This is a genomic window from Gimesia sp. (genome assembly GCF_048260065.1).
Lineage (GTDB): Bacteria > Planctomycetota > Planctomycetia > Planctomycetales > Planctomycetaceae > Gimesia.
Window position 1 is genome coordinate 303,168 of sequence record NZ_JBLXHC010000002.1, and the last position, 24,507, is coordinate 327,674.

Here is a 24,507-nt window from a genome sequence, read left to right on the forward strand (position 1 = left end):
CAGATTGTTAGTGGCGAGTAAATTACTTCATGATCATCTGGCTGGTGAAGACATTTTCTCCTCTTCTGGAGCAACTCGAAGTGCTTTCGACGGGGGACTCTCGCGTGTTTCTGACCGCGCGGATGGCTCTCGCCAGTCTGTCCTCCTTCCTGATTGCGATTCTGCTGGGACCGCTGGCAATCCGCTGGCTGGAGAAACGCTTTCGCGAACGGGTCGACAGTGATTCCGAGAAGTTGAACGAGATTCATGCTTCCAAGAATGCGACTCCTACGATGGGAGGCATCTTCATTGTCGGTTCCATTCTGATCTCCGGACTTCTATGGGCAGATCTTTCGAATCGCTACGTCCAGTTGGGGCTGCTGACAGCTGCCGGCTTTGCGCTGCTGGGGGCCTACGATGACTGGATCAAACTCAGTACGACCCGGAACGGTTTAAGGCCTCGACAGAAACTGATGGTGCAGCTGATCTTTTCGGCGGTCATCGGGACCGTTTTGTACTTCGATCATACGCGTGTGTCTGCTGGTCTGGATCTGATTATGCCTGTGACCCGCATGGTCTGTTACCTGGGTCTGTTTTTCATTCCATGGTCGATGTTTGTGATGACGGGCAGTTCGAATGCGGTGAACCTGACGGACGGCCTGGACGGTCTGGCCAGTGGCTGTATGGTGTTTGCGGGTTCTGCTTTCGCCGGCCTGACCTATCTGGCGGGGCATAAAGTGATGGCGGAATATCTGCAGGTCCCCTTCATCCCGGGGGCGGGTGAGTTGAGTATTCTACTGGGAGCCACGGTTGGCGCAGTGCTGGGTTTCCTGTGGTTCAACTGTTATCCGGCCCAGGTCTTTATGGGGGATACGGGGTCGTTGCCTCTGGGGGCGCTATTGGGATTTTCCGCGCTGGTCATCCGCCAGGAAGCGTTACTGGTGATTGCCGGCGGGGTGTTTGTGGTGGAAACATTGAGTGTGATCATTCAGGTTTTCTGGTATCGACGGACCGGCGTGCGCGTGCTGGCCTGCAGTCCGCTGCACAATCACTATCTGTTCAAAGGCCAGCATGAGATGAAAATCGTGGTCCGCTTCTGGATCTGTTCTGCCTTGCTGGCGATCATTGCGATTTCCAGTCTGAAGATTGCGACCTGAGTTTCCGGGTTACGGCTGGGTTTCCGGTCGTGTCGTTTCTATTGATCAGCTGATCTGGCAGAACTGGGAAAAGGCCTGTTAGCACGGTTTTGTCAGCTGGTTCGTATCAGCGCTGAATGTTTCTAAATCGTGATATCCCATAGGGCTTACCGTTGAGGGCGGATTGTTTTCGAAGTCGATTTCATTGATATGTTTTCTTCATTATCAATGAGAGTTTATCGATGAAGTCCTCCTTGCCAATCGATTCTCAGCCGGAGCACGATCGCAGCCTGTTTATTTCGATGGCCTGCGCGCTGCTGGGGATCGGCGTGTTGATGGTACACAGTGCCAGCATCACCTCCTGGCCGACGGAATTCGAACAGGTGTATTTATCAAAGCACCTGATCTTTCTGGCGATTGCGACCTGCGTTGCCTCGTGTGCTTCCTACCTTCCGGCCCGGTTCTGGTATGACCGTGCGCCCCTGCTCTTCTGGGGAACGGTGGTGCTGCTGATTCTGGTGCTGGTGCCGGGAATCGGAACGCGGGTGAATGGTGCTCAGCGCTGGTTGCGGTTCGGTTCTGTTTCCCTGCAGCCTTCGGAGCTGGCAAAAATTGCGCTCCCGCTGCTGACAGTGCGACTGATGGTGCAGCGTCGCAGTTCGGTGAAACACTGGTTCAAGGGAACGGTGCCGCTTTTGATTCCGCTGGGAATTATTATCCCCCTGGTGATTAAGCAACCCGATCTGGGGACGACGCTGTTCCTGGCAGGAGGCGTCATGATTGCCCTCTTTCTGGGGGGATGGCCGCTGCGAAACTTCATCGTCGGTCTGCTCTGTGCCTTGCCGGCTGTGGGGATGCTGGTCGCTTTGCGTCCGTATCAGTTGAAGCGCATCAGCGGCTTTCTGGATACCTGGACCAACTGGGAATCGGCTCCGTACCAGTTGAAACAGTCTCTGATGGCTTTAGGAACCGGAGGCGTTTCCGGATCGGGACTGGGCAAAGGGGCACAAAAATTAAGCTTTCTACCCGAAGCGAATACCGACTTTGTGTTTTCCGTCGCCGGTGAAGAACTGGGGCTGATTGGCACGCTCGCGATCGTTGGTTTATGGCTGGGCCTGTTTCTGGCAGGTTTGAACATCATTCGGTCGCAGAAACAGAATTCGTTTTCTTATGTGGTCAGTCTGACGTTGCTGATGCAGCTCGTACTCCAGGCCATTCTGAATGTGGCCGTGGTCACTGCCATGGTGCCTCCGAAGGGGATTTCGCATCCCTTGATCAGTTATGGGGGTACGAACCTGATGGTGAGCCTGCTTTCGCTGGGAATTATCATCAGCCTGACACGTTCTGAAACCGATCAGGATCTCGTGATCGATCCTGAACTGGACGAGGATGAGGCTCCACTCGTGAGCGAGTCGGTCGCCCTGGCTGAGGAAAAGACACCGTTCGAGGTGGATTCTTCCGAAGAGTGCGAAGATGAAGAGTGCGAAGATGAAGAGTGCGAAGATGAAGAGTGCGAAGATGAAGAGTGCGAAGATGAAGAGTGCGAGGATGAAGAGTGCGAAGATGAAGAGTGCGAGGATGAAGAGTGCGAGGATGAAGAGTACGAAGATGAAGAGTACGAAGATGAAGAGTGCGAGGATGAAGAGTGCGAGGATGAAGAGTATGAAGATGAAGAGGATCTCGAATCAGAAGAGAAGCCTTAGCTGTCAATTGGGAAGAAATGTTTCTATGCTGGTAAGTCGCACGGCAGTTTGAGTCTTTCCCTCTCGGCAGGTAGTTCCATTTAATAATGTCCCCTTCGATTCTCGACGGCAAATCGATTGTTTTTGCAGGTGGTGGCACGGGTGGCCATTTACTTCCCGGTCTGGCTGTCGCTGCGGAACTGGCTTCACGGGGAAACTGCCAGATCAGTTTTGTGGGGACCAATCGATCCGTTGAAAAGCAGATCATCGCGCGATCCGGGTACCAGCATATCGATCTGCCAACTACTCCCATGAAAGCGATGTTTCGTAACCCGTTCCGTTTTTTTGTGAATCATTTCCAGGCCTATCGGAAGGGACGCGCATTTTTAAAAGAGACAAAGCCGGCACTGGTGATTGGTCTGGGAGGCATGGCGAGTGTACCTGTCATCCTGGAAGCGTCCCGCTTAAAGTTGCCTGTTGTGCTGCTGGAACAGAATATTGTCTGCGGAAAAGCGAATCACTTTCTCCTGGGACGGGCCGACCTGATCTGCAGTTCCTTTCCCGATACGATCTGGAACAGTAACCGGATCGATGCCGGCCAGAAGCCTCGCGTTGTGATGACCGGCAATCCCGTGCGGACAGAGATCAGGCGACTTGCTGAATCAGAGACGGAGTTCACTTCCCGTGGCGCTGATGACGAATTCGTGATTCTGGTACTGGGAGGCAGCCAGGGAGCGGTCTCGGTGAATTCTGCTGTGATCGAGATGCTGAAAGGGTTACCGGCCCCGCTTCCGCAAGCAATTCGGATCGTACATCAGACCGGGGAAAGGGATTTTGCACGAGTCGAAAAGGCATACGCGGGGCTCGTGAATAGCGTTCCTGATTTGAAAGTCACGGTTCAACCCTTCTTCGAGGAACTTTCAGAATGGTACGCGTGTGCCCGTCTTGTGATTTCCCGTGCGGGCGCCACCACACTCGCCGAGCTGGCCTGTGCCAGGTGCCCGACGATATTAATTCCCTATCCGGGGTCGGTGAATGATCATCAGTTGCTGAATGCCCGCTATTTTGATCAGCATGGTGCTGCTGTGATTGTCGAACAGTGCTCGGATCCGGAGCAGACGACAAGTCTGCTGCAGGAAAACGTTTGGAAATTGCTGTCTAATGAAGGGGAACGCATTCAAATGGCGGCGAATATGAACTCACTGGCGGTTCCTGATGCGGCCTGTCGTGTTGCCGATGAAGTGCTGGCTTTGATTTCCCGCTAAATTTAAATAAATGTGTTCATGTGAATACACTTCGATTTCGTCAAAGGGCCGTTTGATGGTGCAGATGATGGGAATGTGCCTTTTTTCCGGCTGCTTTTTCTGGTTTTAACGAAACCTCAAAGTCTGATGATTCACGAATCAGGGTTGATTTGTTACCTTTTCCCATTCTCTGATTCACAGACATAACGGGACCGAATGCGTCAGGTTCAGTTAAAATCTGCGACCGCCGGTCAGTGATATCAGTACCTATAGCGCATTACATTTAACCATAGCGTCTGTCAGTCTAATATACTCGGTCCAAATGGACCTGGAGACGCTACAGTAAAACTGGACATAGTCTAGTTTATTCAATTGCAGAGAAATGGAGAAAAGAAGTGTCGCTCATTGTCCAGAAGTTTGGTGGAACGAGTGTAGCAGATACCAGCAAGATCCTCGCAGCGGCACGTCGGGCAACCGAAATGCAGCAGGCGGGGCATCAGGTTGTGATGGTCGTCAGTGCGCGCGGCAAAAAAACCGATGAACTGGTCGGGCTGGCTGCAGAAATTACGGACCACCCTACTCCGCGCGAGATGGACATGCTGCTCTCGACGGGCGAACAGGAATCCGTGGCCTTGATGGCGATGGCGTTGCACAAGCTGGGAGTCGAAGCGATCAGTCTGACAGGATCTCAAATCGGGGTCGTGACCGATTCCTCGCACACCAAAGCCCGGATTATTTCGATCTCCACCGAACGGATGAGAACTGCCCTGAACGAAGGCAAGATCGTGATCGCCGCGGGATTCCAGGGACGCGACAAGGACTGGAATATCACAACCCTGGGCCGAGGTGGCAGTGATACGACGGCGACAGCCCTGGCAGCCGTGCTGGAAGCGGACATGTGTGAAATCTATACCGACGTGGAAGGCGTGTTTACGACGGACCCTCGCATCGTTCCGGAAGCACACAAGATCGACAGTATCTCCTATGACGAGATGCTGGAACTGGCCAGCCTGGGTGCCGGCGTGATGCATTCCCGGTCGATTGAATTCGCAAAAAAATACAGAGTGCCTCTGAAAGTGCGACCTTCGTTTTCCGATGGCGAAGGAACTCTGATTGCCGTTCAGCCTCTGCCAGACGCTCCCGTGGTGACCGGGGTGGCTTTTGTGCGGGATGAAGTGCGCGTCAGTCTGACCGATATTCCTGACGAACCGGGGATCATGGGGAGTATCTTCACGCGGATGGCCGAGCGTAAGATCTGCCTGGACATGATTGTGCAGGATGTGGGAACCGCAGGTCTGGCCCGCGTTTCCTTTACCGTGCCGCAGTCTGATCTGGCGGAAACATTGACGGCAGCAGCGGAAGCGATTGAGGTGATCGGCGCGGGTAAAATTCAGCATGGTACGAACCTCTCTAAGGTTTCGATCGTAGGCTGTGGCATGCGGAACCATTACGGCGTTGCCAGTCGCATGTTTGAAATTCTGGCGGGAGCTGACATCAACGTGGGCATGATTACGACGAGCGAGATCAAAGTCACGGTGCTTGTCGATCGTGATCAGTGTGAAAAAGCGGTCCAGGTGATTCATAACGGGTTCGAGTTGAATCAGCTTCCCAGTTATTCCTTCGCGACCAATGAACTACTGGCTGAGGGAGAGCAGACAGGCGGTGCCGCCCAGGGATCGACTTCGCTGGAGCAGGATATTGTCAATCAGCTGTCTCACATGGAAGACATTGTTGTCAGTGAAGTCCTGCTGGATCAGAGTCAGTCCCGCGTGACGGTTCGTAACCTGCCCGACAGTCCCGGCATCTGTTCGCGTCTGTTCTCGGTTGTTGCCGAGGGGGGCGTTTCGGTCGATATGATCGTGCAGAATATGGGAGAAAACGAGCAGGCACATCTGTCGTTCACCGTCCCCCGGACTTCCCTGGAAAAAAGCCTGGAACTGGTCACTCCCCTGTTGAAAGAATGGGGCGCTGCCGAGTTGAGCCACGAAGCGGAAATTTCCAAACTGTCCGTTGTCGGCATTGGCTTACGCAGTCATACAGGCGTAGGACAGTCCATGTTCAGCGCGCTGGCAGAAGCTGGCATCAACATTCAGATGATCAACACCAGCGAAACCCGCATCAGTGCTGTTGTCGATCATGAACAAGGGGAACCGGCTTACCGCGGGCTCCTGCAGAAGTTCCACCTCGCCTAGACTGAGTCTAGACTGTGTCCAGTTTTACTGTAGCGTTTCCAGGGCTGTTTGGCCCGAGTAGATTAGATTGAGCGACGCTATTATTAAGTGCGATGCGTTCTCAGGCAACTCACGCTTCCTCAGAGAGAGCAGACTGCAGAATCTGAGGGAGCTGTGCAGAGAATCTGCTGCGTGGCATGACTTCGGAGCAACCCGCTTCCCGGGCTGCTTCCAGTTTTTCCACATCCACGTGCGGTCCGAAAGCGACACTGATGAGATCGGGATGTTCCTCGTGGATCGTTTTCAGTTGTTCCCAGTTCAATGAGGGCTGGTTGAGATCCACCAGCAGCACCTGGCGGATGGAGTCATCCAGTTGTGCCAGTGCCTGACGCGTACTGAGTACGGTGCAGAAGGAGTATTCCAGCTGTCTGGCAGCGCCGGTAATCTGGCTGGAAAACATGATGTCCGAACAGAGAATCAATACCTGGGAAGCAGGTTTGGTCATAACAGGTACCTGTGTTTTCAGATGGCAGATCGATGGAAATGGACATGCTGCCATTCGCCATCCTGTTTCTGCCAGATACGGGTTTCTTCACAGGCCGCAGTGGAATCGTGACCATGCTCATCAATGGCCTGGACGATACGGACATAGGTGATGAGGGCCACTTCTCCCATGATGGAGACCATAGGCGAGCTGATGGTCGACTGTCGCGGGCGGCCTGTGGGGTTCATATCAAAGTAGAAGCGGTGAAAGTCCATCCCGGCAATCAGGTGGCCCCGGGCTTCCGGTTCAAAGGCGGTCAGCTCTTCATCACAGAGACTGGTGTAGGTGTTCCAGTCTTTATGGTCTATGGAATCCAGCAGTTGCTTACTGAGTTTTAATAACTCTTGTACGTCATTGTCAGACATGATGAGGCTTTCAGAAATGGATGAATCGAATTCAGTTCCGGTCCATTTTATCCGTTAATTCAATTTCTGGAAATTGAATGGTCTTCTTATTTTCTGAAGAACTCTGATCTGGTACGTACTCATCGATGGTTGCTGTTTCACTCGATTTCTGCTGGTTCTCTGGTAAGGGAATGTCCAGGGCGCGGACATCGTCGGAGACTGAAGTCAGCGTGTTCTCGGGCAGGATTCCTTCCAGTGTCTTGAGGTTGATTGTCGAACCGACGTCGACGAAAACCTGCGGATCGTAGTCGACCTGAAAGTTGACGTCTGCGACAGATAAGACACTGCCCGGGATTAACTTCGTATCCCGTTTGGGAGTCAGCTTCTGACCATCAATGAAGGTGCCGTTTGAGCTGCCCAGGTCATGAACCAGCGCCACGGAACCAGTCAGGAAAATTTTGCAGTGGTGACGGCTGACGAGATCGGACTTCAGCTTGATATCGCAGTCCGCAGCTCGGCCGATCAAAGTCGTTTTCGTGAGCGTCATGGTTTTGGTTTTAGATGATGAACTTTGAACACTCAAACGAATTTTCATGACTCTACCATACACATAAGAAAACCCGCCGAAGTAAGGCTCCGGCGGGAGATTTATAGTTTCTTCAGTGAATTATAGGCCTCCTGCAGACACAAGTCTATGCGGCTGCGGAGTCATCTTTCGGGAAAAGTTGTTCAGTACCCTGGATGATTTCCGGCGTAACTACATATTTCTTACCGGCTTCCTGTTCGGGAAGTTCATACATGATATCAAACATGGCCTGTTCAATGACGCTGCGTAAGCCACGGGCTCCCGTATTTTTCTTCTGAGCAATACGGGCGATTTCGTGCAGAGCACCGTCGGTGAATTCGAGTTCGGCCTTCTCCATTTCGAAGAATTTCTGGAACTGCCTGACGAGGGAGTTCTTGGGTTCGGTCAGAACACGCACGAGGTCATTCTCGCCGAGCTGGCAGAGAGATGAAAGTACGGGGAGTCGTCCCAGGAGTTCCGGAATCAGACCGAATTCCAGCACGTCATCCACGGATGCCTGTGCCAGCAGGTCATTTTTCGACTGCTCCTGCACCTTCTTCTGCTGATTGTTCTGTCCGAAACCAATCGTCTTACGGCCCAGTCGTTTTCCGACAATATCTTCCAGTCCCACAAAGGTACCGCCACAGATAAAGAGGATGTTACTGGTGTCGAGTTGAATGTACTGCTGCTCGGGATGTTTGCGACCGCCTTGTGGTGGCACATTCGCTACGGTCCCTTCCAGCATTTTCAGCAATGCCTGCTGAACGCCTTCGCCGGAAACATCCCGGGTAATGGAAACGTTCTGGCTGGTTTTGCCAATCTTGTCAATTTCGTCGATGAATAAAATACCGCGCTGGGCTGCTTCAACATCGAAATCGGCTGCATGCAGAAGCTTGAGCAGCAGGTTTTCAACGTCTTCACCCACATAACCGGCTTCGGTTAACGTGGTGGCATCCCCGATGGCAAACGGAACCTGCAGGTAGCGGGCCAGACTTTTTGCCAGCAGTGTCTTGCCGGATCCGGTCGGACCGATCAGCAGGATGTTGGATTTATCGAGTTCAACGTCTGAGCCTTCTTCTTCAGAGTGCATCAGTCGTTTGTAGTGATTGTGAACGGCAACCGCCATGACTTTCTTGGCCCGTTCCTGACCAATCACATACTCATTCAGGTGTGTCACAATTTCCCGCGGAGTGGGAACATTTTTGAACAGTTTTTTGGTGGTTCCTCTGCGACGGTGCTCCTGCTCCAGAATGGATTGGCATACTTCAATACATTCGCCACAGATATAAGCGTTATCGGGACCCTCAACCAGGGGGCCGACTTCACGGTAGCTTTTTCTGCAAAAAGAACAGTTCGCGTTTTTCTTCCCAGAAGAATTACGTTTTCCAGAGGTGATATCTCGTCCGGTGGGCATAGCTTCCCTTCAACGGTGTCAACTAAATTATGGCGATCAACGTCCAGTGAGTTTTGATTCTGCCTCCGTGCAAATCACTCGATAGGTATATATAACTTTTGAAATGGATCCCTGATTAGAATCAATACTGATTTAATAAGAGGCAGTTATCGGATAAAAAATGTGATCTATTTCTATTTGCATTAAGAAGTACCGCCGACAGTTATTCCTGATCTGACTGACTGTTAATTTCAGCCTGATCAGAATTTGCGTCAACAGCGTCCTTATCCAGACCCTGATTGGCTGGAGCAACGAGTCGCTTTTTGATGGATCGGAATTCGTCGTCGGTAAGGTCACCTTCTCGCTGCATTTCTGCGAATTGCATAAGTAATTCACGAGCATCCACATGACGATCCTCATTTTCCCGAAAACGTCCTACGATCCATACGATCAACCAAATCAAAAAACTGACAATAAAGGCTGTCAGGATCCATCCAACGAGGTGATCGCCCAGAAGTTCCTTGAACAGCTTTTGCTTACCAGCCTGATTTCCCAGAGTTAAAAAATAAACAATCACTTCAATTCAGGCAGAGAGCAAGGTCTTCCTGCCTTTCCTAAATACCAACCTCAAAATGTGATGCAGGAACAGTCGCCTGTCATTCGGGAGCCATGCTTGAATCTGCAGACTGTCTTATTATTGGTGACAAATCTAAACGAGGCAAGCCCGCTCGTATCTCAGATCAGTATCAGTATATGCGAGAATAAGCATTTCACGCGCCCAAAATGGTCAATTTACGACAAGAAAAAGAAATAGGATTACTGGGAATGACGGATCACAGGCCCGCAAATCCACTCGTTCAGGCTGAAATTCACTACTATTTCAGTACGAAGCGTGCAAAACAGCGGAGGTCTGCCAGACTGAGTGTTTTTCAGATTCTATTCGACGGTTCCAACTCGAAGTCAGTCAGTTGCTCGGGAAGTCAGAGGAAATCGTAACAATTACATTGTCGAACTTACCGTAAGTATAATGTGAATTGTGATTTGACTGATTTCGACCGGCATGGGAGAATAACCTGTTGCCGGGATTCTGATCGCGCTGACGTCATCAGGGAAGCAGCGTCAAAGGGCCTGTGAGGCCAACGGACTGCTTGCATTGCATCCTGAACGGTTCAATTTTATGATCGACTCCCAAATCAGACATTAATTGCAGTTTCAGGTTGAACTGACAGCCGGTCAGGCTGATGTTTTTATACAGATCGATAGAATTTGAGGATTTGAATGGACTTTGAGAAACGCCTTCAGCATGCCATTAACAAAGGGCGTGCCGCCAAAGATGAAGAAATTCGGCAGGAAGTCGGTAAAAAAATGTCCGAGGAGGAATTCCGGAATCTTCATTTGAAATATCGCCTGGAATTAACGGAACACATCGACAGTTGCCTGAGAAAACTGGCCGACCACTTTCCCGGATTTCAGTTTAATACTCTGATGGGAGAAGAAGGCTGGGGTTCGAAAATTACGCGAGATGATGTGAGTCTGACAACAGGGCGCAAAGCACAGACTCTCTATAGCCGTCTGGAAATGATTGTCCGGCCTTTCACAGAGACACATATCCTCGAACTGGTGGCGAAAGCAACGATTCGAAATAAAGAGATCTATAACCGTTCCCATTATCAGTTTATTGCGGAAGCGGACATGCAATCCTTTGAGGACCTGATGGACCTCTGGATTCTGGAATTTGCCGAGCAGTTTTCATTTCAAGCCTGATCAATCAGTCTCCCTCCCTGAAAAACATCCCATAAATTAAGGTAAACAGCAGATGAGTCGTCATACAGATTTAACGCAGGTTCTGGATCGTGGTGCAGTCGCTATTATTCGTGCCCAGTCCGGAGAATTACTGGTCGATGTTTCAAAGGCGATTTATGCTGGCGGTCTAGATGTGATCGAAGTGACGTTCACCGTGCCTGGCGTGCTGGATATTCTGGCCCAGGTAAAACGCGAACTGGGGGATCAGATTCTGCTGGGAGCGGGAACCGTTCTTGATACAGAGACGGCCCGTGCGGCAATTCTTGCCGGTGCAGAGTTCATTGTGACTCCCACCGTCAACACCGATGTCATCGATTTGTGCAACCGGTATGACAAACTGATCATGACGGGGGCCTTCACTCCGACAGAAGTATTAACGGCCTGGGAAGCCGGTGCAGATATCATCAAAGTCTTTCCAGCGTTTGTGGGCGGGCCCGAATATCTGAAAGCGTTGCACGGCCCCCTGCCCCAGATCCCGCTGATGCCGACCGGAGGCGTTGATCTGGAAACCCTGCCCGCGTATCTGAAAGCAGGCGCCTGTGCTGTGGGTCTGGGAAGTTCACTGGTAACAAAGCAAATGGTGGAATCGGGTGATCTGGACGGCATTCAGAAACTGACAGCCGAGTATATGGGTAAGATTAAAGAACTGCGCAAGGGGTAAAACCCCTGATCTGACTCCGAGGGCTTTCCCTGTACAACAGGAAGATTTCCTCGTGTTTTCTCCTGTTGCGCTTCTGCTTTAACCCGGAAGATCGTCTCAAGTCCTACGAACCGAATGGACGATATGCGTAGATAGTCAATCTTCGGTTTACCAGTGCGCGTATTTCCCTGTGTTGTGTCTCATGCAGTTTGACTTCACTTCTGTTCGTATTGAGATGCTCTGGCAGGAACCCAAATACATGCTTTGTGCCCGGTGAATTGACTGTTAGCAAAATTCACAACTTCTCAGGAGGGACTCCAGGTCGGGATCACGAGAGAAAGTGATCTTCAGACAGGGAGGTGCATTGGCATGAGACTATTTACATTACTGGTAGTCAGTTGCTTGGTTGTAGGACTTCAATCGAATTCCGCTTCGGCTGCTGCACCTTCTGCTCCCGTCTATACCAGTAAAACCCAGTTTCGCATTCCTTACCATTACGATCAGGCTGAAATCGATCGACTTGGTGCACGGGAAATCAGGCTGTATGTCTCTACTGACCGCGGTGTGACCTGGAATCACCTGCAGTCCGTTTCTCCCTCAACGCGCAAATTTCCTTTTGAAGCCACCCAGGATGGAGAGTACTGGTTCTCCGTGCGAACTCTGGATTCCCAGAACCAGCTGCATCCGTCCGGTCGCGTCTTCGAACCTGGTTTACGGGTGGTGATCGACACGACTCCTCCGCGGCTGGATCTGGATCTGCGACAGGTCTCTCCGGGGAAAGTGCAACTGATCTGGAATGCAGAAGATCAGAACCTGGATCCCACGAAACTGGTTTTGGAATACGCTCAGAATGGCAGCCAGAACTGGCAGCGTGTGATTGTGGCCCCTCACGGAAAAGGGCAGACAACCTGGTCGATTTCACAAGGTGGTGTGGTCTCTGTGCGAGGTGTCATCAAGGACAAAGCAGATAATACCGGCAGCAGCCAGAAACAGATTCGGGTCGTTGCGGCTGCCAGTCGTACGCTTCCCAAACCCAAGCAGGATCTTCCCGACTTTAATCAGCCCATTGCTCAGGGAACCTTACCCGATAACAGTCTGACACAATCCGAGCCGGCAACGCTCGCACCTTATGCGGGTGACAATACAAATACTCAACCTGCACAGCCTCATGGTTTTGACGCGCAGACACCATTGGCAAATCGTCAGCTTCCCAGCGTCTTTCCTCAGCAAAAGCGATTCGATCAGGTCGATCCGGGAATGCAGTCCAACCAGGGGCAGGTCAAAAATCATTTTGTGGCCGACGATCCGGAGAAACGTCCGAATTATGCCAAAAACCGTTATCCACAGCCAGCCGCCCAAAACTGGGCCACAGAACGCAAGCAGGTGCTGAATGGAACGCAATTCCAGATCGGTTTCGAAGTCGATGAAGTCGGACCCTCGGGGATTGGTGCGGTTGAGCTCTACATCACAGAAGACAACGGCCAGAAGTGGTACAAGTACGGCGAAGACCCGGACAAAAAGAGCCCCTTCCATGTTGAAGTGCCTCACGACGGGATCTACGGATTCTCCCTGCGTGTACGAAGTGGCGTCGGGCTGGCGGATGCGTTACCCAAGTCTGGTGAGAAGCCCGATGTGGTGATCGTCGTTGACCGGACGGCACCTGCCCTGAAGTTAAATCCTGTCGTGCAGGGACTGGGCGGAGAAGCAAATAAGGTGACGATCTCCTGGGCCATGAGTGATCAGAACCCGGCAGAGAAGCCGATTGCCATCAATTTCTCAACGCAACCGGGGGGCCCCTGGGAGCCCATCGTTGACTGGCAGGAAGATCAGGGACGGTTTACCTGGTCTGTTCGACCAGGCAACCCTTCGAAATTCTATCTCCAGGTGATAGCCCGCGATGCCGCCGGCAATATCTCACAGGAGGTCACACCACAGCCGATTATCCTGGATCTGACCAAGCCATCCGGAAGAATCGTTGACGTGGAAGTATTGAGCAAGGCGTCTCCCTATTAAGTCTGATCAGTCAGATGAAGAGACGCCTGGAAGCTCAGGCCTGTTCTGATTTTTCTTCCGCTTTGGGTTCAGAGCTGGGAACTTCAAACTTGGGGGCGGTGAAATCATCAGACCGTTCTGAAGGAGTCGGTCGTGGAGTTTCAGGCTGAGAATGTGAATAGGATGCCTGATTCACTTCGTCTTCAATGCCACTGACGCCCTTTTTGAATTCGACAATTCCTTTCCCCAGACTGCGTGCGACTTCCGGTAAACGCTTACCAAACAGCAGCAGTGCAATGATGCCGACGATGATCATTTCATAGCCGCCGGGCATCCCGAACATAGCAGGAACAGGTGTGATGTGTGTGATTGTCTGAAACATTTGCTTACCTCTTTTTATGACTAAGGTATTGAGGGGAAAACATCAGTTGATTCCCCCTGATCCTGGGATCTTATGGTTAAGGGCGAAACGAGTTTTACCAGTATCAGTTTAACCGGGTGGGTTATCCTGTTTGGAGTCCTGTGACTGAATACGGGATGAATCTTCTGCGTCATCGGCACCTTCTTGTGTGCCCTTCTTGAATTCGACGATACTTCGACCCAGCGAATTCATGACTCCGGGCAATCGCTTACCAAACAGGAGCAGAATGATCCCTAAAATAATGGCGATTTCGAGCCAGCCTGGAAAACCAAACATACTTTGAGTCCCGTTAACTTCTATGAATCAGTCGAGTCGACGATTACGTTATTTAGTGGAGTAATCAGGTTCGTTCGGTGAAATGGTAACAGACGAAAGCTTCACCGAAAATGAACACCAGCGTAAATGGGATGATTCAATCAGGCATGCTCTGCTGGCGCTGAGGAAAAGACCAGTAGGGAGGTTGTCATTCCTGTATGATGGCACCTGCGAAAATAGTTCTCGGAGGAGATCCCATGGATGGATATCCACTCGGTTTGCCCGCAGGAGTCGCAGGAGGATTGAGCGGTAAGTAATTAAATCATAACCTCGCAAACGCGGCTGTCAACAGAATTTAACGTCCCAATTCGGGTGAATTTCGATTCTGACCGGCAATCGTGCCTGTAAAAATGATTTCCACCGGCGTCAGGAGCGGAACAAAGTCCGAAAATCCGGGTTTGACTTAACTGCTTACAGCATCAAGGGATGTTTTCTGCAATAACAGCAGCATTTCCAGCCATTGAACCTGTTTCGCAAAGGCATTCAGTTCGGGATCGGCGGTGGTTTCACATTCCTGACAGCAGTCGACAAAGGCATTCAGCAGCCAGCGTTTATTCTGGACTAACCGGGATTGCCAGGAGGCGACATGAGCGATGCCCGCATAGCGTTCAAACAGAGGCGCGACGGCGGTCGGCAGTTCGTCGTGTAATGGATGGTAGCCCACCGCCCTGCTCCAATACTTGGCATTGGAGTAATCGGGTTCGCGACGGTGCATGATGTGATGCCAGTAATCGCCTGCGCGGTGTCTGCCCTGGCTTTGGACCGACTGTGAGTATTCATGACTCTCATCAAGATAATCGTGCAGACAGAGCAGACCGGCTTTGAGTGCCGTCGCGTCTGGAGAAGATTCGATTGTAGTCAGGTCCTGCCGGGGATCATAACCGCGGAGCAGATTCAGCAGCCATTTTCTGTCTCTTCCCGGCAGAGCGGGAGCGAGTTCCGGGAGACTGCTCTCAAACGGGCTTTTGATAGTGAGCGGGTTTTCTAACTCAATAAGCTCAACGGGAACTTTCTGTTTTGCCAGTAGAATCAACGTCTGCCAGATCGGTTCCGGAGAGTCCGGCAGATCCTTCAGGCTGAGAAAGTCTGCTTTGCGGATCAGCAGGACGGCGTGCGAAAGCGGATTCATCGATAAAGCGGCCGCCAGGGGAGGCAGGATCTGGTAAACCTGGATCAGTGGTTCGGCAGCAGAGAACGGGAGCAGAGCGACGCCTGCCCGCAGCTGACTCGGATCGAGGTTCAATAGCTGGTCCAGGTCGGCCTGACTCAACTGGGGAGCATCGACAAACCCGAGATAGTCTTCTGTTGTATTTTCGAAGAGGGAAACCAGCTCTGCTTGCGACAGGGATGCGGGGGAAGCCTGTTCGAGTTCTCCCACGTGGATTGAGGAACTTTCCGTCGGGCAGTTCAATGAGTCCAGCACCTGGTGGGGCAGATATAGTTTTACAGTCGCAGTCATGACAATTCAGCTTCTGAGAATGAGACAATTCAGTTTTGATCGGAACAGCAGAACTGCTGCGCACAACCCTGATTGAGGAGTGAGATGCGTGCGTGCAGATTTGCTGTGCTTCCGCTTAAACTAACGGATTTTCAGTGAAACGGAAAGTCAGGCTGCCTGATTGACACTGTTTTAATCTGCCTGGAAGCAGAGGAGTTGTCCATTCTCCAGCGAGACGACAATGCTGCCATCGGCGTTGATTGCTGTTCCCCCCTTCACTGCCAGCGCAGGCAAGGCATGCGACCAGAGATCGGTTCCCTGTTCAATATCGATGGCGGTCAGGAAGGGCGCCTCCGGTTGTTCGTCAGGATGGCCGGCGGTCAGCAGCACATCCGGGGAGATGATGAAACTGGTAAACCGACGCTGTTGCTGATCTTCCCAGAGATTCTTGCGTTTGAAGGTTTCGCCTGTGCGTCGGGCACGCATACTGAGCCAGCGGGCGACCTCTTTTTTCTCTTTGGGAGCCCCGGGAGGCAACGCTTCTTTCAAAGTCAGGTTGGTAAACACGCTGCCTTCATAACTGGCATCGTGCACCAGTTCCCGTCGGTCTGCCAGTGTATGTTCGATCGAGAGATATTTTCCGTACTCAGGGTAATAGGGATAGAAAGCGGTCCGGTACTGCGATTGCACCTCGGTGCGAGGCGTATTCAGACACTTCAATGTCTGCAGATCATAACGGGCGATTTCATAGACGCCCCCTGCCAGAAAGCGAAGTTCGCCTTCATCGATATACAGGCTGCCCTGCAGGCTGATTCCGCTGTTGACGGTGGGGGATAAGACGCCTGAAGTATTGTTTTCCTGTTTGAGTTCTCCCGTAATGGAATTTAAGGCGACCAGATGTGTGCCGTCGAAATGAGCGATCCCGGCAGCGGCATAGAGCGTATCGTCATGAACGACGACGCCCCCGGCGACGGGCCAGGTTGAGATCAGCTTTCCATACACGGGAATCCAGCGTTGTTCGGGGGCGACGCGAAATGACCAGAGCGGCTGTCCTGTCTTTGCGGCGAACGCGTAGACTTTACCATCGGCTGAACCTGCATAAAGACGGTCTTTGCTGACTGTGGGCGGGTAATAGATTGCACCCCCCGTGTATTGTTTCCAGATCAGTTTTCCCTGCAGGTCATAGGCATAGATCACACCACTGCGGTCAGCGAGGAAGATCCTGTTCCCTGCGATCACGGGAGCCGTCAGCAAAGCTGACTTTGTCACCTGAGTTGACCAGGCGGAGTGGCTGTTTTTCGGGATGGCGATGTTCGTTGTCGAAGACTGATGCGCATCTCCGCGAAAAGCAGGCCAGGCGGTGGAGCGATCCGCCAGCGGTTCTACGGAATCGAGCTGGTCGGTAAAAACGGTACGACGTGGCGGAATGTCCCGGGCAGACGCAGCAGAATTTTTTTCCGGTCCCAGGCAGATGTGCCCGTAAAGGGACAATTCACAGCCGCACATCCAGGGGCCCCAGTACAGCAGGCCGTTGGAGACGATGACGCCGTCCTGACAGGGGGGCCGCATGGGAGCGATGTGTTGTGCAGTGTCCGTGGCTGTTTCCAGTCGGACCGTGCCGCCGCGTGTGCGAAAGAAAATACTGTCGACGCTGCCTGTGGCTCTGGTGCAGGCACGACGTGTGGGTAACGATGCCAGCTTTTCTCCGGTGGCATAATCCAGTTTCATCCCGGTCTCTTTGGGACCGGCAGCGTAGATGCCGTCATTGCGCAGCACCAGCTGCAGGTTCCCATGTTCTTTTTCCCACAGCATGTAGCCATCGGCGGCGGAAGCGGAAACGAGGTGCAGACGCTGCGGGCCTGCAAAGAACAGATAGTCATCGCTGCACTTCAGGTAGGTCGTTGTCGCGTAACCGGTGACATAATGCTGGGCTTTCTGATTGGAACCGATGGACGCCAGTAATTTTTCATCATTGTTTTTCCAGAGTTGTTTCCCGGTTTCCGCGTTGAGGCATCCCAGGAATCTGTCCGGGCAATAATAGAAGATGCGATTGTTTTTCATGCAGACGCCGCGGCTGTCGATGAAATCTTTTTCCTGGAAATGCCAGAGGATTTTCCGGTCAGCCAGGTTGATGGCGACAAAAGTGCGCCCGAAGCCAAAGGCCTGTTTCGGATCGGAATAGTCGTGCCCTTTCCACATCCCCCACGGCCAGTGCCCCAGTCCCCGCCGGGCTGACTTCTGTGTATCTACTTTGACTTCTTCGTTTCCGATTAAGGCATACAGCACGCCGTCCTGCATCCCCATCCATTTCCAGACAGGGCCGTCGGCCAGTTCTTTATTGATTTTGATTTCGTCGCGAATTTTACCGGTTTCACTGTCGATGATTTTACAGGACTCGTTGTCCGCCATGTACAAGGCGTCGTCGGTGCCGATCATCGTGTTGCGGTGAATCATGAAGCCTTCCGGCAGCGGACGTTTCCAGAGGATGGTCCCGTTAAATGCGTTGATGCACATCAGCGTATTCAGAATGGCGTTCTGGTTTTCTTTGTGAGCGATGTGTCCAAACGCTTTGAAGACTTTGCCGCCCGCTGCGACGGAAACTTCGGGCATGGGAGAAAACTTCGGATCAGCCAGAAACTGGGTTCGGTAGGGAGAGCGCGCATTCTGATCGGTCGATTGCGGATTGTTGTCCGGGCGATGGTAAGGATGGTTCCAGTAATCGTTGCCGGAGGGAATCGGCTTTTTCAATTCCCGTTTCGAGAGATAAGCGATCGCCTCGGGACGTAAGACACGCAGGAGTTCTGTCTGTGAAACCTGCTGCTCTGCCGTTTTTTCGACAATGATGACATCCGCCAGGTTACTGGCCAGCGCGAGCGACTGGAACGGGCCATGTTCGGCAAAGATCCGATCGCCGAGCACGCCATTCTGTTCCGCCAGTTGTCTGACGAGAGCAACGTCGGTCGCTGAATCAGACTGAAAGAAAATCTGGAACTCGGAATTGCGAATCATTTCGATTAAGACAGCGCCCTGCTTTTCTGGCGGCAGCCCGAGGATGACGCAGATCCCTTTTTGTGACGGCAGCTTTTCCAGGCGGACAGCTGCTGCCTGCGAGAGTTCCTGCTTCGGTTCTGCTTTTTCTGCAGCAGTCAGAGTGGCAGCAAGCAGGAACCAGATTGATGTGACAGTACAACACCATAGGTTTTTGCGAACAGGCATGGTCATCCTCCGTGGCGGTCTGAATGAAGCGGAGAGGTCACTTCACAGTATGATGTCAGGAATGGATTCCTATTTCAAAGCTTATTTATATGTCGCTGGGAATTTGTGAATGCGGCCCCAACTGTCGAGTTGTGACTGTACATGGTGTGTACAAACGGGGTTTTCTACTAATGAAATGCGGAGGATCTCAAGAAAATTCCAAATATCGGCTGGTTAAAATGAAAAATGTGTGAACAATAGATGCAGCTATTTTGACCCGGCATGCTGACCGCATCCTCAGGAATGAGATCGGAACTCATGCTGGTACTCAAGTTTGAGTGATGACAAGGGGACCTGTTTCAAGCTCAGACTCAATGATTCGACTGGTGATAGATTCTCATCACTGGCGGTATTCTTGTATGAACCATATCTTACCTGATTATTATGTAAGTGAGGCAACATGGTTTTATCTTTCCCTGTTGCTCTCTCTGGCGGTCTTTTTCCGATTTGACCGGATCTTCTCGCTGCGCAATCTCGATCTGGTGCTGCTGCTTTCCATCTCACCAGGATTGCTGTTTTTAAGTGACCGACCGGTACTGGGGAATATCTGGCTGTTTGCAGGGACCGGTTTGTTCGTCATTCGGATGTGCGTTGACTGTTTCTTTCAGCGACGTCCCCGGGGCGAGCAGAACCTCAACAGTTTCGGGATGGCGTTTCTGTGTATCTCGATCTTTGCTTTTTTCATCGTGCGCGTGTTTACAGAAAATCCTGCGCCGGAAACGATTCAGACCGTCAAGCAGGCAGACAGTCTGCTCAGCATGCAGGACTCAAAACAGCAGTCGCCTCCTGAAGCAGGACCCACAGCCAGGCTCCTGGCAGCGCCGGTTGTGCCACTTTCGAATGCGGTGGTCCAGGGATCGGCTCCCGTAACGAGCGCCAGTAAGCCCCTGGATCATTCCACACTGGCAGCGCGGATCATGGCGATTCTGGCGCATGCCTTTGTGATTGTGGGACTGTTCATCATCGGGAAAGTTCATTTTTCCGATACCCAGGTCGGGCTGGCGATGGCGCTGTTGTATCTCCTGCTGCCTTGTACTGCCTACGATGTGAGTAAGGCGAACCACGTCCTGCCGGCGGCTCTGCTGGTCTGGGCGTTCGTGACGTATAAGCAGCCGGTGCTTTCCGGTATCTTTATGGGACTGGCCTGCGGCGCGATGTTCTTCCCGGTCTTCCTGCTACCTTTGTGGGCCAGTTTTTACCGGAAGAATGGTTTGAAACGTTTTGTGCTCTCCGGCAGTGTGGTGGGAGCGGTGCTGCTGGGAAGCCTGATTCTGACGTCCGTCGACCGGTTTTCTTTCACTCAGCAGACCATCGGTTCCATCGACTGGTCCGTGATCAAGTTTCAGGGCGGGCAGCAGATTCCGGGGTTCTGGAGTGCCTACGATTCCGCCTATCGAATTCCTGTCTTTGTGGTCTTTGTGCTGCTGATCGTCTGTCTGACGATCTGGCCTCGCAGAAAAAATCTGGGCCACTTAATGTCGCATACGACGGCGATCATCATTGCCACCCTGCTCTGGTATCCACAGCAGGGAAGCGTTTATCTGCTCTGGTATCTGCCGATGCTGCTGATGGTTGTCTTCAGGCCGCGCCTGTTGCATACAACACAAAGTACTGACGTGGATCGCAATCAGCAGGCAAATGAAAAACCGGTTTCCCGTTTCCAGGACTCCGGGAACATCGTCAGGCATACCTCACAGTAAGGTCCCTGTCAGACCGGGAATGCCACGCTGGTCGTATTGAATTGATTCAGGTCTGTTGTGAGAATTCCTGATCCTGATCGGCTTCCGAAGCGGCTCCCTGCTCTTTAACGCACGACAAGAGGGGCGTTTCATCTTCAGGACATTCAAAGTTGGTTTTCGTGTTGACGATGAACATGGGACGGGCTCTGACCTGGTCGTAAATCCTTGTGACGTATTCCCCCAGAATCCCGATACCCAGCGCATTGAGGGCACCGAAAAAGGAAGCGGTAATGGTCACTGAAGCCCAGCCGGGGATTGCCAGCCCGGTAAACAGTTTATGGTAAAGCACAAAACTGATAACCAGCGTACACACAATACCTGACAGCGCCGCGATCAGGTAAAAGATGGTCAATGGCAGGAACGAGAAGGAGAAGATTGCGGTTTTCGCCAGCTTGCAGAGATGGATGAATGAAACACGAGGCGTGTTATCGTAGCGTGCCAGACGCTCCACGGCGACGCCGGTCTGTCGAAATCCTACCCAGGAACGTAATCCGGGAAAATAGCGATCGCGATCGTTCAGTCTGGCAATCTGAATTGCGACTTTGCGGTCAATCAGTCCGAAATTTCCGGCATCCCGGGGGATGGAAGTACTCGCAATCAGATTCAACGTCTTATGAAACGTATGAAAGGCCCAGCGTTTGATCACATTCTCTTTGCGTTCGGTTCGAATGGCGTAGACCACATCAAACCCGGACTGCCAGGCTTCCACAAAGTCAGCAATGGCAGCCGGACTGTCCTGCATATCCGAATCCATAATGACGATCGCATCGCCGGTCGAATGCAGTAAACCAGCCTGCACCGCGGCCTGATGACCGAAGTTTTTGGCAAAATGCAGGACCTTGATCCGGCGATTCAGTTCTGCCAGATCGTTCAGAATCGGACCACTCTGGTCTGTGGAGCCGTCATTCACAAAGATGATCTCGTAGCAGCAGCCGATCGACTGCAGGGATTCTTCCACAGACTGTAACAACTGAGGTAACACATTCTGCTCGTTAAAGACCGGCAACACGACCGAAATCAAAAGCGAGTTGATCTCTTTTCTTTCAGAGGATTCGTATGGTGGTACCGAGTGATTCATTTGACCAAAACCCCTATCAGAGAAAGTCCAAAGGGGACTCCTGTCGCGTGGATCAACTTACGTTCCACCCCGGCACAGGACAACAGGCAGTGATTGATGAATTTGGGGATCCGTGTGAAACGCGGTGTCTCATCCTGGTTTCGATTGAACACCCGCTCTGCTCCTCTGCTGAAAATGGCGGCAGGCAGAGTAAACGAATTCCAGTGAGTTACCCATTTCACTTTGAGACCAGCCTCTTTGACGTTCTGGGAAAAATGTTTTTTCGTATAACGGCAGTAATGTCCCAGTTTTCGATCCCAGCTTGAATAGAGGGACGGATAGGCGGGGACCGTGATGATAATTCCCCCCTCCTTCGACAGAGCTTCTGCCGCATTTTTCAGTAATTGAACCGGATCCTGCATATGTTCCATCACATCGAGTAACACAATGACTTTCGCCGACGCGGGAGCCACCGGCCAGGGTTGACTCAACTCATGAACAGAGAGATTGGTTAATCCACGCGAACGACCATAGTCGACGGAATCCTGCATCAGATCAAAACCGATGACCTCATAACCCATCCGCTTGAATTCGAGAAGATTTCGGGCAGAGCCGATCCCCCCTTCGATTAAAATACCGGGAGCCGGAAATTCCCTGCGCAGGATATCAGATACCAGCTTGCGTTTGGCGACATGCCACCAATAGCTTTCTTCCAGTTCAATTAATTCAGACAGGTGTCCCGGGTCCACGTGATTTCTTTTAGATACTAGGAGTCTGGTGGTGTTTAAAACGACGAAAATTCAATGCTGGATAGGAGTAGCGGCCCTGAAATACTGAGATAGTCAGGATATCAGTGCAATCAGGACAACTCCGCAGGATTCCCACGAAATTGCATAAAATGACGGAATTAAAACATATCTATTTTACCTGTGCTGCTTATTCTGTCTATAGTGTTGGTCTGTGGCGGGTAAATTGAGTTGAAAACGTGTAAAAATGTGGAGTAATTGCGGTGGCAGATCAGTCAGTCAAACAGTTCACACTCTCGGCGTGGATTGCTGCGTTTGTCTTGATCGCATTATTGACGTTGTGTGTACCAATGTTTATAAGGATGCCGCTCGCGACGGATGTTGTGTTTTACGATCTGCAGGCAGAGACGGTACGCAATGGCGGAACGTTATATAAAGACGTGTTTGAGACCAATATGCCGGGTATCATGTGGCTGCATATGTTGATCCGGCCGATCATCGGAAAGAGTTCCGATGCCCTGCGTCTGGTTGACCTGGTTAACTTCAGTGGCAGTGTGTTACTGCTGATGTTCTGGAATCGCCGGAACCAGATTTCTGTGACTGGCATGCTCTGGATCGGGATCACGCTGTTCGCGTTCTATTTTTCGCTTACGGAATGGTGTCACTTTCAGCGCGATACCATCATTCTGTTTCCGGCGTTAACGGCCCTCTGGTTACGACGGAGGCAGATTGATCGCATTCTTAAAAGCCAGCAGACGGACTCTGAAATCTCAAAGTCGACCGTCTGGCGCTGGGCATTTCTGGAGGGTTTGTGCTGGGCGACGGCGTTCTGGATTAAACCGTTCGTGGCGGTGCCTGCGTTGTGTGTCTGGTTTGGCTCATTGTTCTTAATCAGACAGCCTCGCAAATCGCTGGTGGATTTTTCCGGATTACTCCTGGGGGGTCTGGTTCTGGGTGCAGCCGGCATCATCTGGATGTGGCAGACGGGGGCCTGGCTATGGTTTTACGATACATTTACCGATTGGAATCCGGAGTATGTGGAATCACGTAAAGCAGGCTGGAATTCGTTGCGATTTGCGCAGTTTCTATACCGGTTTTATCCCTGGTTTCTGCTGCACCTGATTGCAGTTCCGCTGGCTCTGTCAACAACCTGGCAGTGTGTGAAAACATGGAAACAGAGTAAATCACCTCTGGAAACGGTGCAGCGTGACTCGCTGCTGTTATCTTTAATGTACCTGGGTTGGCTATTTCAGTCTTGTGCCTTTCAGCATCTGTTCGATTATGTGCACCCCCCTTCCCACCTGCTGGCCATTGCAGTGATCGGCGTTTATGTTGGCAATCGCGTTCAGCAACAGACGTTAAGCTGGGGCTGGAAAACAGGGATGGCCTGCTTTGCGGTCCTGGCAGTGCTCTCGTTTCCCAATTTCAAACCGGATCGAATCGCGCTCTGGCAGACCTGTTTAACCCATTCCAGCGATTTGCATCTCAAGGCGAAAATGGCCTTAATGGTTCAAGTGGACTGGGAAGATCTGGCCGCTGTGGAGAAATTTTTACGGGCTCAAAATGTGAAAGATCACGAGCTGCACTGTTACAACAGCACCCTGGTTTACCTGTATCCCGAGCTTGCCGTTGAACCTGCGACCCGATATGTATTTTTTGATTCGATCCTGATCTTCTGCCCGAAACATCGTCAGGAACTGATGAAGTCGATCAATGACAGCCCGCAGAGATTCATTGTCACCGATCTCCTGGAGAGTGGGTTTGACCGTCAGACGGCACTGGCAAAATCAGAGGATGCAAAGCAGTTGACGCCCCCTGCTTATCCAGTGAGTCTCGAAGGCGCTTATCCCTGGTCTCAGCCGGTTGTCTTTCGGGCAGGCCGTTATCTGGTGCATCAGGCTCAGCGTCCTTTCGGTCGATTTACCGGCAGTGGATACATTCCTACCGAAGAACAGGTTCAGACGCTGGCCCGTCGACAGCAACAGCAGAAAGAAAAACAGCAGAAAGAGAAAAGCGAATCCGCTTCAGTCTCAGACAAATGAG

Annotated in this window: 20 protein-coding genes; 9 read left to right on the forward strand and 11 right to left on the reverse strand. The window is 51.8% G+C overall.

The window, feature by feature from the left end; all coding sequences use genetic code 11:
- Positions 1-29: 29 nt before the first annotated feature.
- From mraY to ACN0YN_RS04300, 4 genes are all read left to right on the forward strand, one after another.
- Entirely contained in the window at positions 30-1,136 is a 1,107-nt protein-coding gene (mraY, locus tag ACN0YN_RS04285; RefSeq protein ID WP_417383751.1) for a phospho-N-acetylmuramoyl-pentapeptide-transferase, read from the forward strand.
- Between the two features lie 221 nt (positions 1,137-1,357).
- Positions 1,358-2,818, forward strand: a complete 1,461-nt coding sequence (gene ftsW, locus ACN0YN_RS04290; protein WP_417383752.1) for a putative lipid II flippase FtsW — start codon at positions 1,358-1,360, stop codon at positions 2,816-2,818.
- 86 nt (positions 2,819-2,904) lie between these two features.
- Positions 2,905-4,062 carry an undecaprenyldiphospho-muramoylpentapeptide beta-N-acetylglucosaminyltransferase gene (gene murG / locus ACN0YN_RS04295; RefSeq protein ID WP_417383753.1) on the forward strand — a complete coding sequence of 386 codons (1,158 nt, stop codon included), beginning with the start codon at positions 2,905-2,907 and terminating at the stop codon, positions 4,060-4,062.
- A gap of 374 nt (positions 4,063-4,436) precedes the next feature.
- A complete protein-coding gene (locus ACN0YN_RS04300; RefSeq protein WP_417383754.1) occupies positions 4,437-6,233 on the forward strand; it encodes an aspartate kinase in 1,797 nt (598 codons plus the stop codon).
- A gap of 109 nt (positions 6,234-6,342) precedes the next feature.
- Here the strand turns inward: ACN0YN_RS04300 and ACN0YN_RS04305 are convergent, their stop codons facing one another.
- The 5 genes from ACN0YN_RS04305 to ACN0YN_RS04325 form a co-directional block, all read right to left on the reverse strand.
- Complete coding sequence (locus ACN0YN_RS04305) at positions 6,343-6,717, reverse strand: hypothetical protein (RefSeq protein ID WP_417383755.1); 375 nt, start codon at positions 6,715-6,717, stop codon at positions 6,343-6,345.
- 17 nt (positions 6,718-6,734) lie between these two features.
- Positions 6,735-7,121: a DUF4440 domain-containing protein gene (locus tag ACN0YN_RS04310; RefSeq protein WP_417383756.1), complete on the reverse strand. Its 387-nt coding sequence runs from the start codon at positions 7,119-7,121 to the stop codon at positions 6,735-6,737.
- A 31-nt stretch (positions 7,122-7,152) separates the two neighbouring features.
- Positions 7,153-7,695 (reverse strand): FHA domain-containing protein, encoded by a 543-nt coding sequence (locus tag ACN0YN_RS04315; RefSeq protein WP_417383757.1) that lies wholly within the window; start codon positions 7,693-7,695, stop codon positions 7,153-7,155.
- Between the two features lie 97 nt (positions 7,696-7,792).
- Positions 7,793-9,079, reverse strand: a complete 1,287-nt coding sequence (gene clpX / locus ACN0YN_RS04320; protein ID WP_417383758.1) for an ATP-dependent Clp protease ATP-binding subunit ClpX — start codon at positions 9,077-9,079, stop codon at positions 7,793-7,795.
- A 202-nt stretch (positions 9,080-9,281) separates the two neighbouring features.
- A complete protein-coding gene (locus ACN0YN_RS04325; RefSeq protein WP_417383759.1) occupies positions 9,282-9,635 on the reverse strand; it encodes a hypothetical protein in 354 nt (117 codons plus the stop codon).
- A gap of 701 nt (positions 9,636-10,336) precedes the next feature.
- Between ACN0YN_RS04325 and ACN0YN_RS04330 the strand changes: the two genes are divergently transcribed.
- The 3 genes from ACN0YN_RS04330 (at position 10,337) to ACN0YN_RS04340 (ending at position 13,514) form a co-directional block, all read left to right on the forward strand.
- Positions 10,337-10,822, forward strand: coding sequence for a hypothetical protein (locus tag ACN0YN_RS04330; RefSeq protein WP_417383760.1), 486 nt, complete (start codon positions 10,337-10,339; stop codon positions 10,820-10,822).
- A gap of 52 nt (positions 10,823-10,874) precedes the next feature.
- Positions 10,875-11,522 (forward strand): bifunctional 4-hydroxy-2-oxoglutarate aldolase/2-dehydro-3-deoxy-phosphogluconate aldolase, encoded by a 648-nt coding sequence (locus ACN0YN_RS04335; protein WP_417383761.1) that lies wholly within the window; start codon positions 10,875-10,877, stop codon positions 11,520-11,522.
- A 348-nt stretch (positions 11,523-11,870) separates the two neighbouring features.
- The gene (locus ACN0YN_RS04340; protein ID WP_417383762.1) at positions 11,871-13,514 is read left to right on the forward strand and encodes a hypothetical protein; all 1,644 of its coding nucleotides are present in this window, start codon (positions 11,871-11,873) and stop codon (positions 13,512-13,514) included.
- A gap of 34 nt (positions 13,515-13,548) precedes the next feature.
- On the opposite strand, the gene ACN0YN_RS04345 is transcribed toward ACN0YN_RS04340, so the two are convergent.
- The 4 genes from ACN0YN_RS04345 to ACN0YN_RS04360 all read right to left on the reverse strand — a co-directional run bounded on the left by ACN0YN_RS04345 (position 13,549) and on the right by ACN0YN_RS04360 (position 18,883).
- Positions 13,549-13,875, reverse strand: coding sequence for a Sec-independent protein translocase subunit TatA/TatB (locus ACN0YN_RS04345; protein WP_417383763.1), 327 nt, complete (start codon positions 13,873-13,875; stop codon positions 13,549-13,551).
- A 108-nt stretch (positions 13,876-13,983) separates the two neighbouring features.
- Positions 13,984-14,190 carry a Sec-independent protein translocase subunit TatA/TatB gene (locus ACN0YN_RS04350; RefSeq protein WP_417383764.1) on the reverse strand — a complete coding sequence of 69 codons (207 nt, stop codon included), beginning with the start codon at positions 14,188-14,190 and terminating at the stop codon, positions 13,984-13,986.
- A gap of 442 nt (positions 14,191-14,632) precedes the next feature.
- Positions 14,633-15,688 (reverse strand): hypothetical protein, encoded by a 1,056-nt coding sequence (locus tag ACN0YN_RS04355; RefSeq protein ID WP_417383765.1) that lies wholly within the window; start codon positions 15,686-15,688, stop codon positions 14,633-14,635.
- A gap of 171 nt (positions 15,689-15,859) precedes the next feature.
- A complete protein-coding gene (locus ACN0YN_RS04360) occupies positions 15,860-18,883 on the reverse strand; it encodes a PQQ-binding-like beta-propeller repeat protein (protein ID WP_417383766.1) in 3,024 nt (1,007 codons plus the stop codon).
- Positions 18,884-19,281: 398 nt separating this feature from the next.
- Between ACN0YN_RS04360 and ACN0YN_RS04365 the strand changes: the two genes are divergently transcribed.
- Entirely contained in the window at positions 19,282-20,622 is a 1,341-nt protein-coding gene (locus ACN0YN_RS04365; protein WP_417383767.1) for a hypothetical protein, read from the forward strand.
- 46 nt (positions 20,623-20,668) lie between these two features.
- Here the strand turns inward: ACN0YN_RS04365 and ACN0YN_RS04370 are convergent, their stop codons facing one another.
- A complete protein-coding gene (locus tag ACN0YN_RS04370) occupies positions 20,669-21,739 on the reverse strand; it encodes a glycosyltransferase family 2 protein (RefSeq protein ID WP_417383768.1) in 1,071 nt (356 codons plus the stop codon).
- A complete protein-coding gene (locus ACN0YN_RS04375) occupies positions 21,736-22,467 on the reverse strand; it encodes a class I SAM-dependent methyltransferase (protein ID WP_417383769.1) in 732 nt (243 codons plus the stop codon). Before ACN0YN_RS04375 ends, ACN0YN_RS04370 begins: the two co-directional genes overlap by 4 nt.
- A gap of 260 nt (positions 22,468-22,727) precedes the next feature.
- On the opposite strand from ACN0YN_RS04375, the gene ACN0YN_RS04380 reads away from it, so the two are divergent.
- Entirely contained in the window at positions 22,728-24,506 is a 1,779-nt protein-coding gene (locus tag ACN0YN_RS04380; RefSeq protein WP_417383770.1) for a hypothetical protein, read from the forward strand.
- The last annotated feature ends 1 nt before the right edge of the window (position 24,507 follow it).

Excerpts from the sequence above, each read along its gene's own strand:
- mraY (WP_417383751.1), top strand. The coding sequence starts at position 30 with ATGATCATCTGGCTGGTGAAGACATTTTCTCCTCTTCTGGAGCAACTC.
- ftsW (WP_417383752.1), top strand. The coding sequence starts at position 1,358 with ATGAAGTCCTCCTTGCCAATCGATTCTCAGCCGGAGCACGATCGCAGC.
- murG (WP_417383753.1), top strand. The coding sequence starts at position 2,905 with ATGTCCCCTTCGATTCTCGACGGCAAATCGATTGTTTTTGCAGGTGGT.
- ACN0YN_RS04305 (WP_417383755.1), bottom strand. The coding sequence starts at position 6,717 with ATGACCAAACCTGCTTCCCAGGTATTGATTCTCTGTTCGGACATCATG.
- ACN0YN_RS04310 (WP_417383756.1), bottom strand. The coding sequence starts at position 7,121 with ATGTCTGACAATGACGTACAAGAGTTATTAAAACTCAGTAAGCAACTG.
- ACN0YN_RS04315 (WP_417383757.1), bottom strand. The coding sequence starts at position 7,695 with ATGAAAATTCGTTTGAGTGTTCAAAGTTCATCATCTAAAACCAAAACC.
- clpX (WP_417383758.1), bottom strand. The coding sequence starts at position 9,079 with ATGCCCACCGGACGAGATATCACCTCTGGAAAACGTAATTCTTCTGGG.
- ACN0YN_RS04330 (WP_417383760.1), top strand. The coding sequence starts at position 10,337 with ATGGACTTTGAGAAACGCCTTCAGCATGCCATTAACAAAGGGCGTGCC.
- ACN0YN_RS04335 (WP_417383761.1), top strand. The coding sequence starts at position 10,875 with ATGAGTCGTCATACAGATTTAACGCAGGTTCTGGATCGTGGTGCAGTC.
- ACN0YN_RS04340 (WP_417383762.1), top strand. The coding sequence starts at position 11,871 with ATGAGACTATTTACATTACTGGTAGTCAGTTGCTTGGTTGTAGGACTT.
- ACN0YN_RS04345 (WP_417383763.1), bottom strand. The coding sequence starts at position 13,875 with ATGTTTCAGACAATCACACACATCACACCTGTTCCTGCTATGTTCGGG.
- ACN0YN_RS04350 (WP_417383764.1), bottom strand. The coding sequence starts at position 14,190 with ATGTTTGGTTTTCCAGGCTGGCTCGAAATCGCCATTATTTTAGGGATC.
- ACN0YN_RS04355 (WP_417383765.1), bottom strand. The coding sequence starts at position 15,688 with ATGACTGCGACTGTAAAACTATATCTGCCCCACCAGGTGCTGGACTCA.
- ACN0YN_RS04360 (WP_417383766.1), bottom strand. The coding sequence starts at position 18,883 with ATGCCTGTTCGCAAAAACCTATGGTGTTGTACTGTCACATCAATCTGG.
- ACN0YN_RS04365 (WP_417383767.1), top strand. The coding sequence starts at position 19,282 with ATGAACCATATCTTACCTGATTATTATGTAAGTGAGGCAACATGGTTT.
- ACN0YN_RS04370 (WP_417383768.1), bottom strand. The coding sequence starts at position 21,739 with ATGAATCACTCGGTACCACCATACGAATCCTCTGAAAGAAAAGAGATC.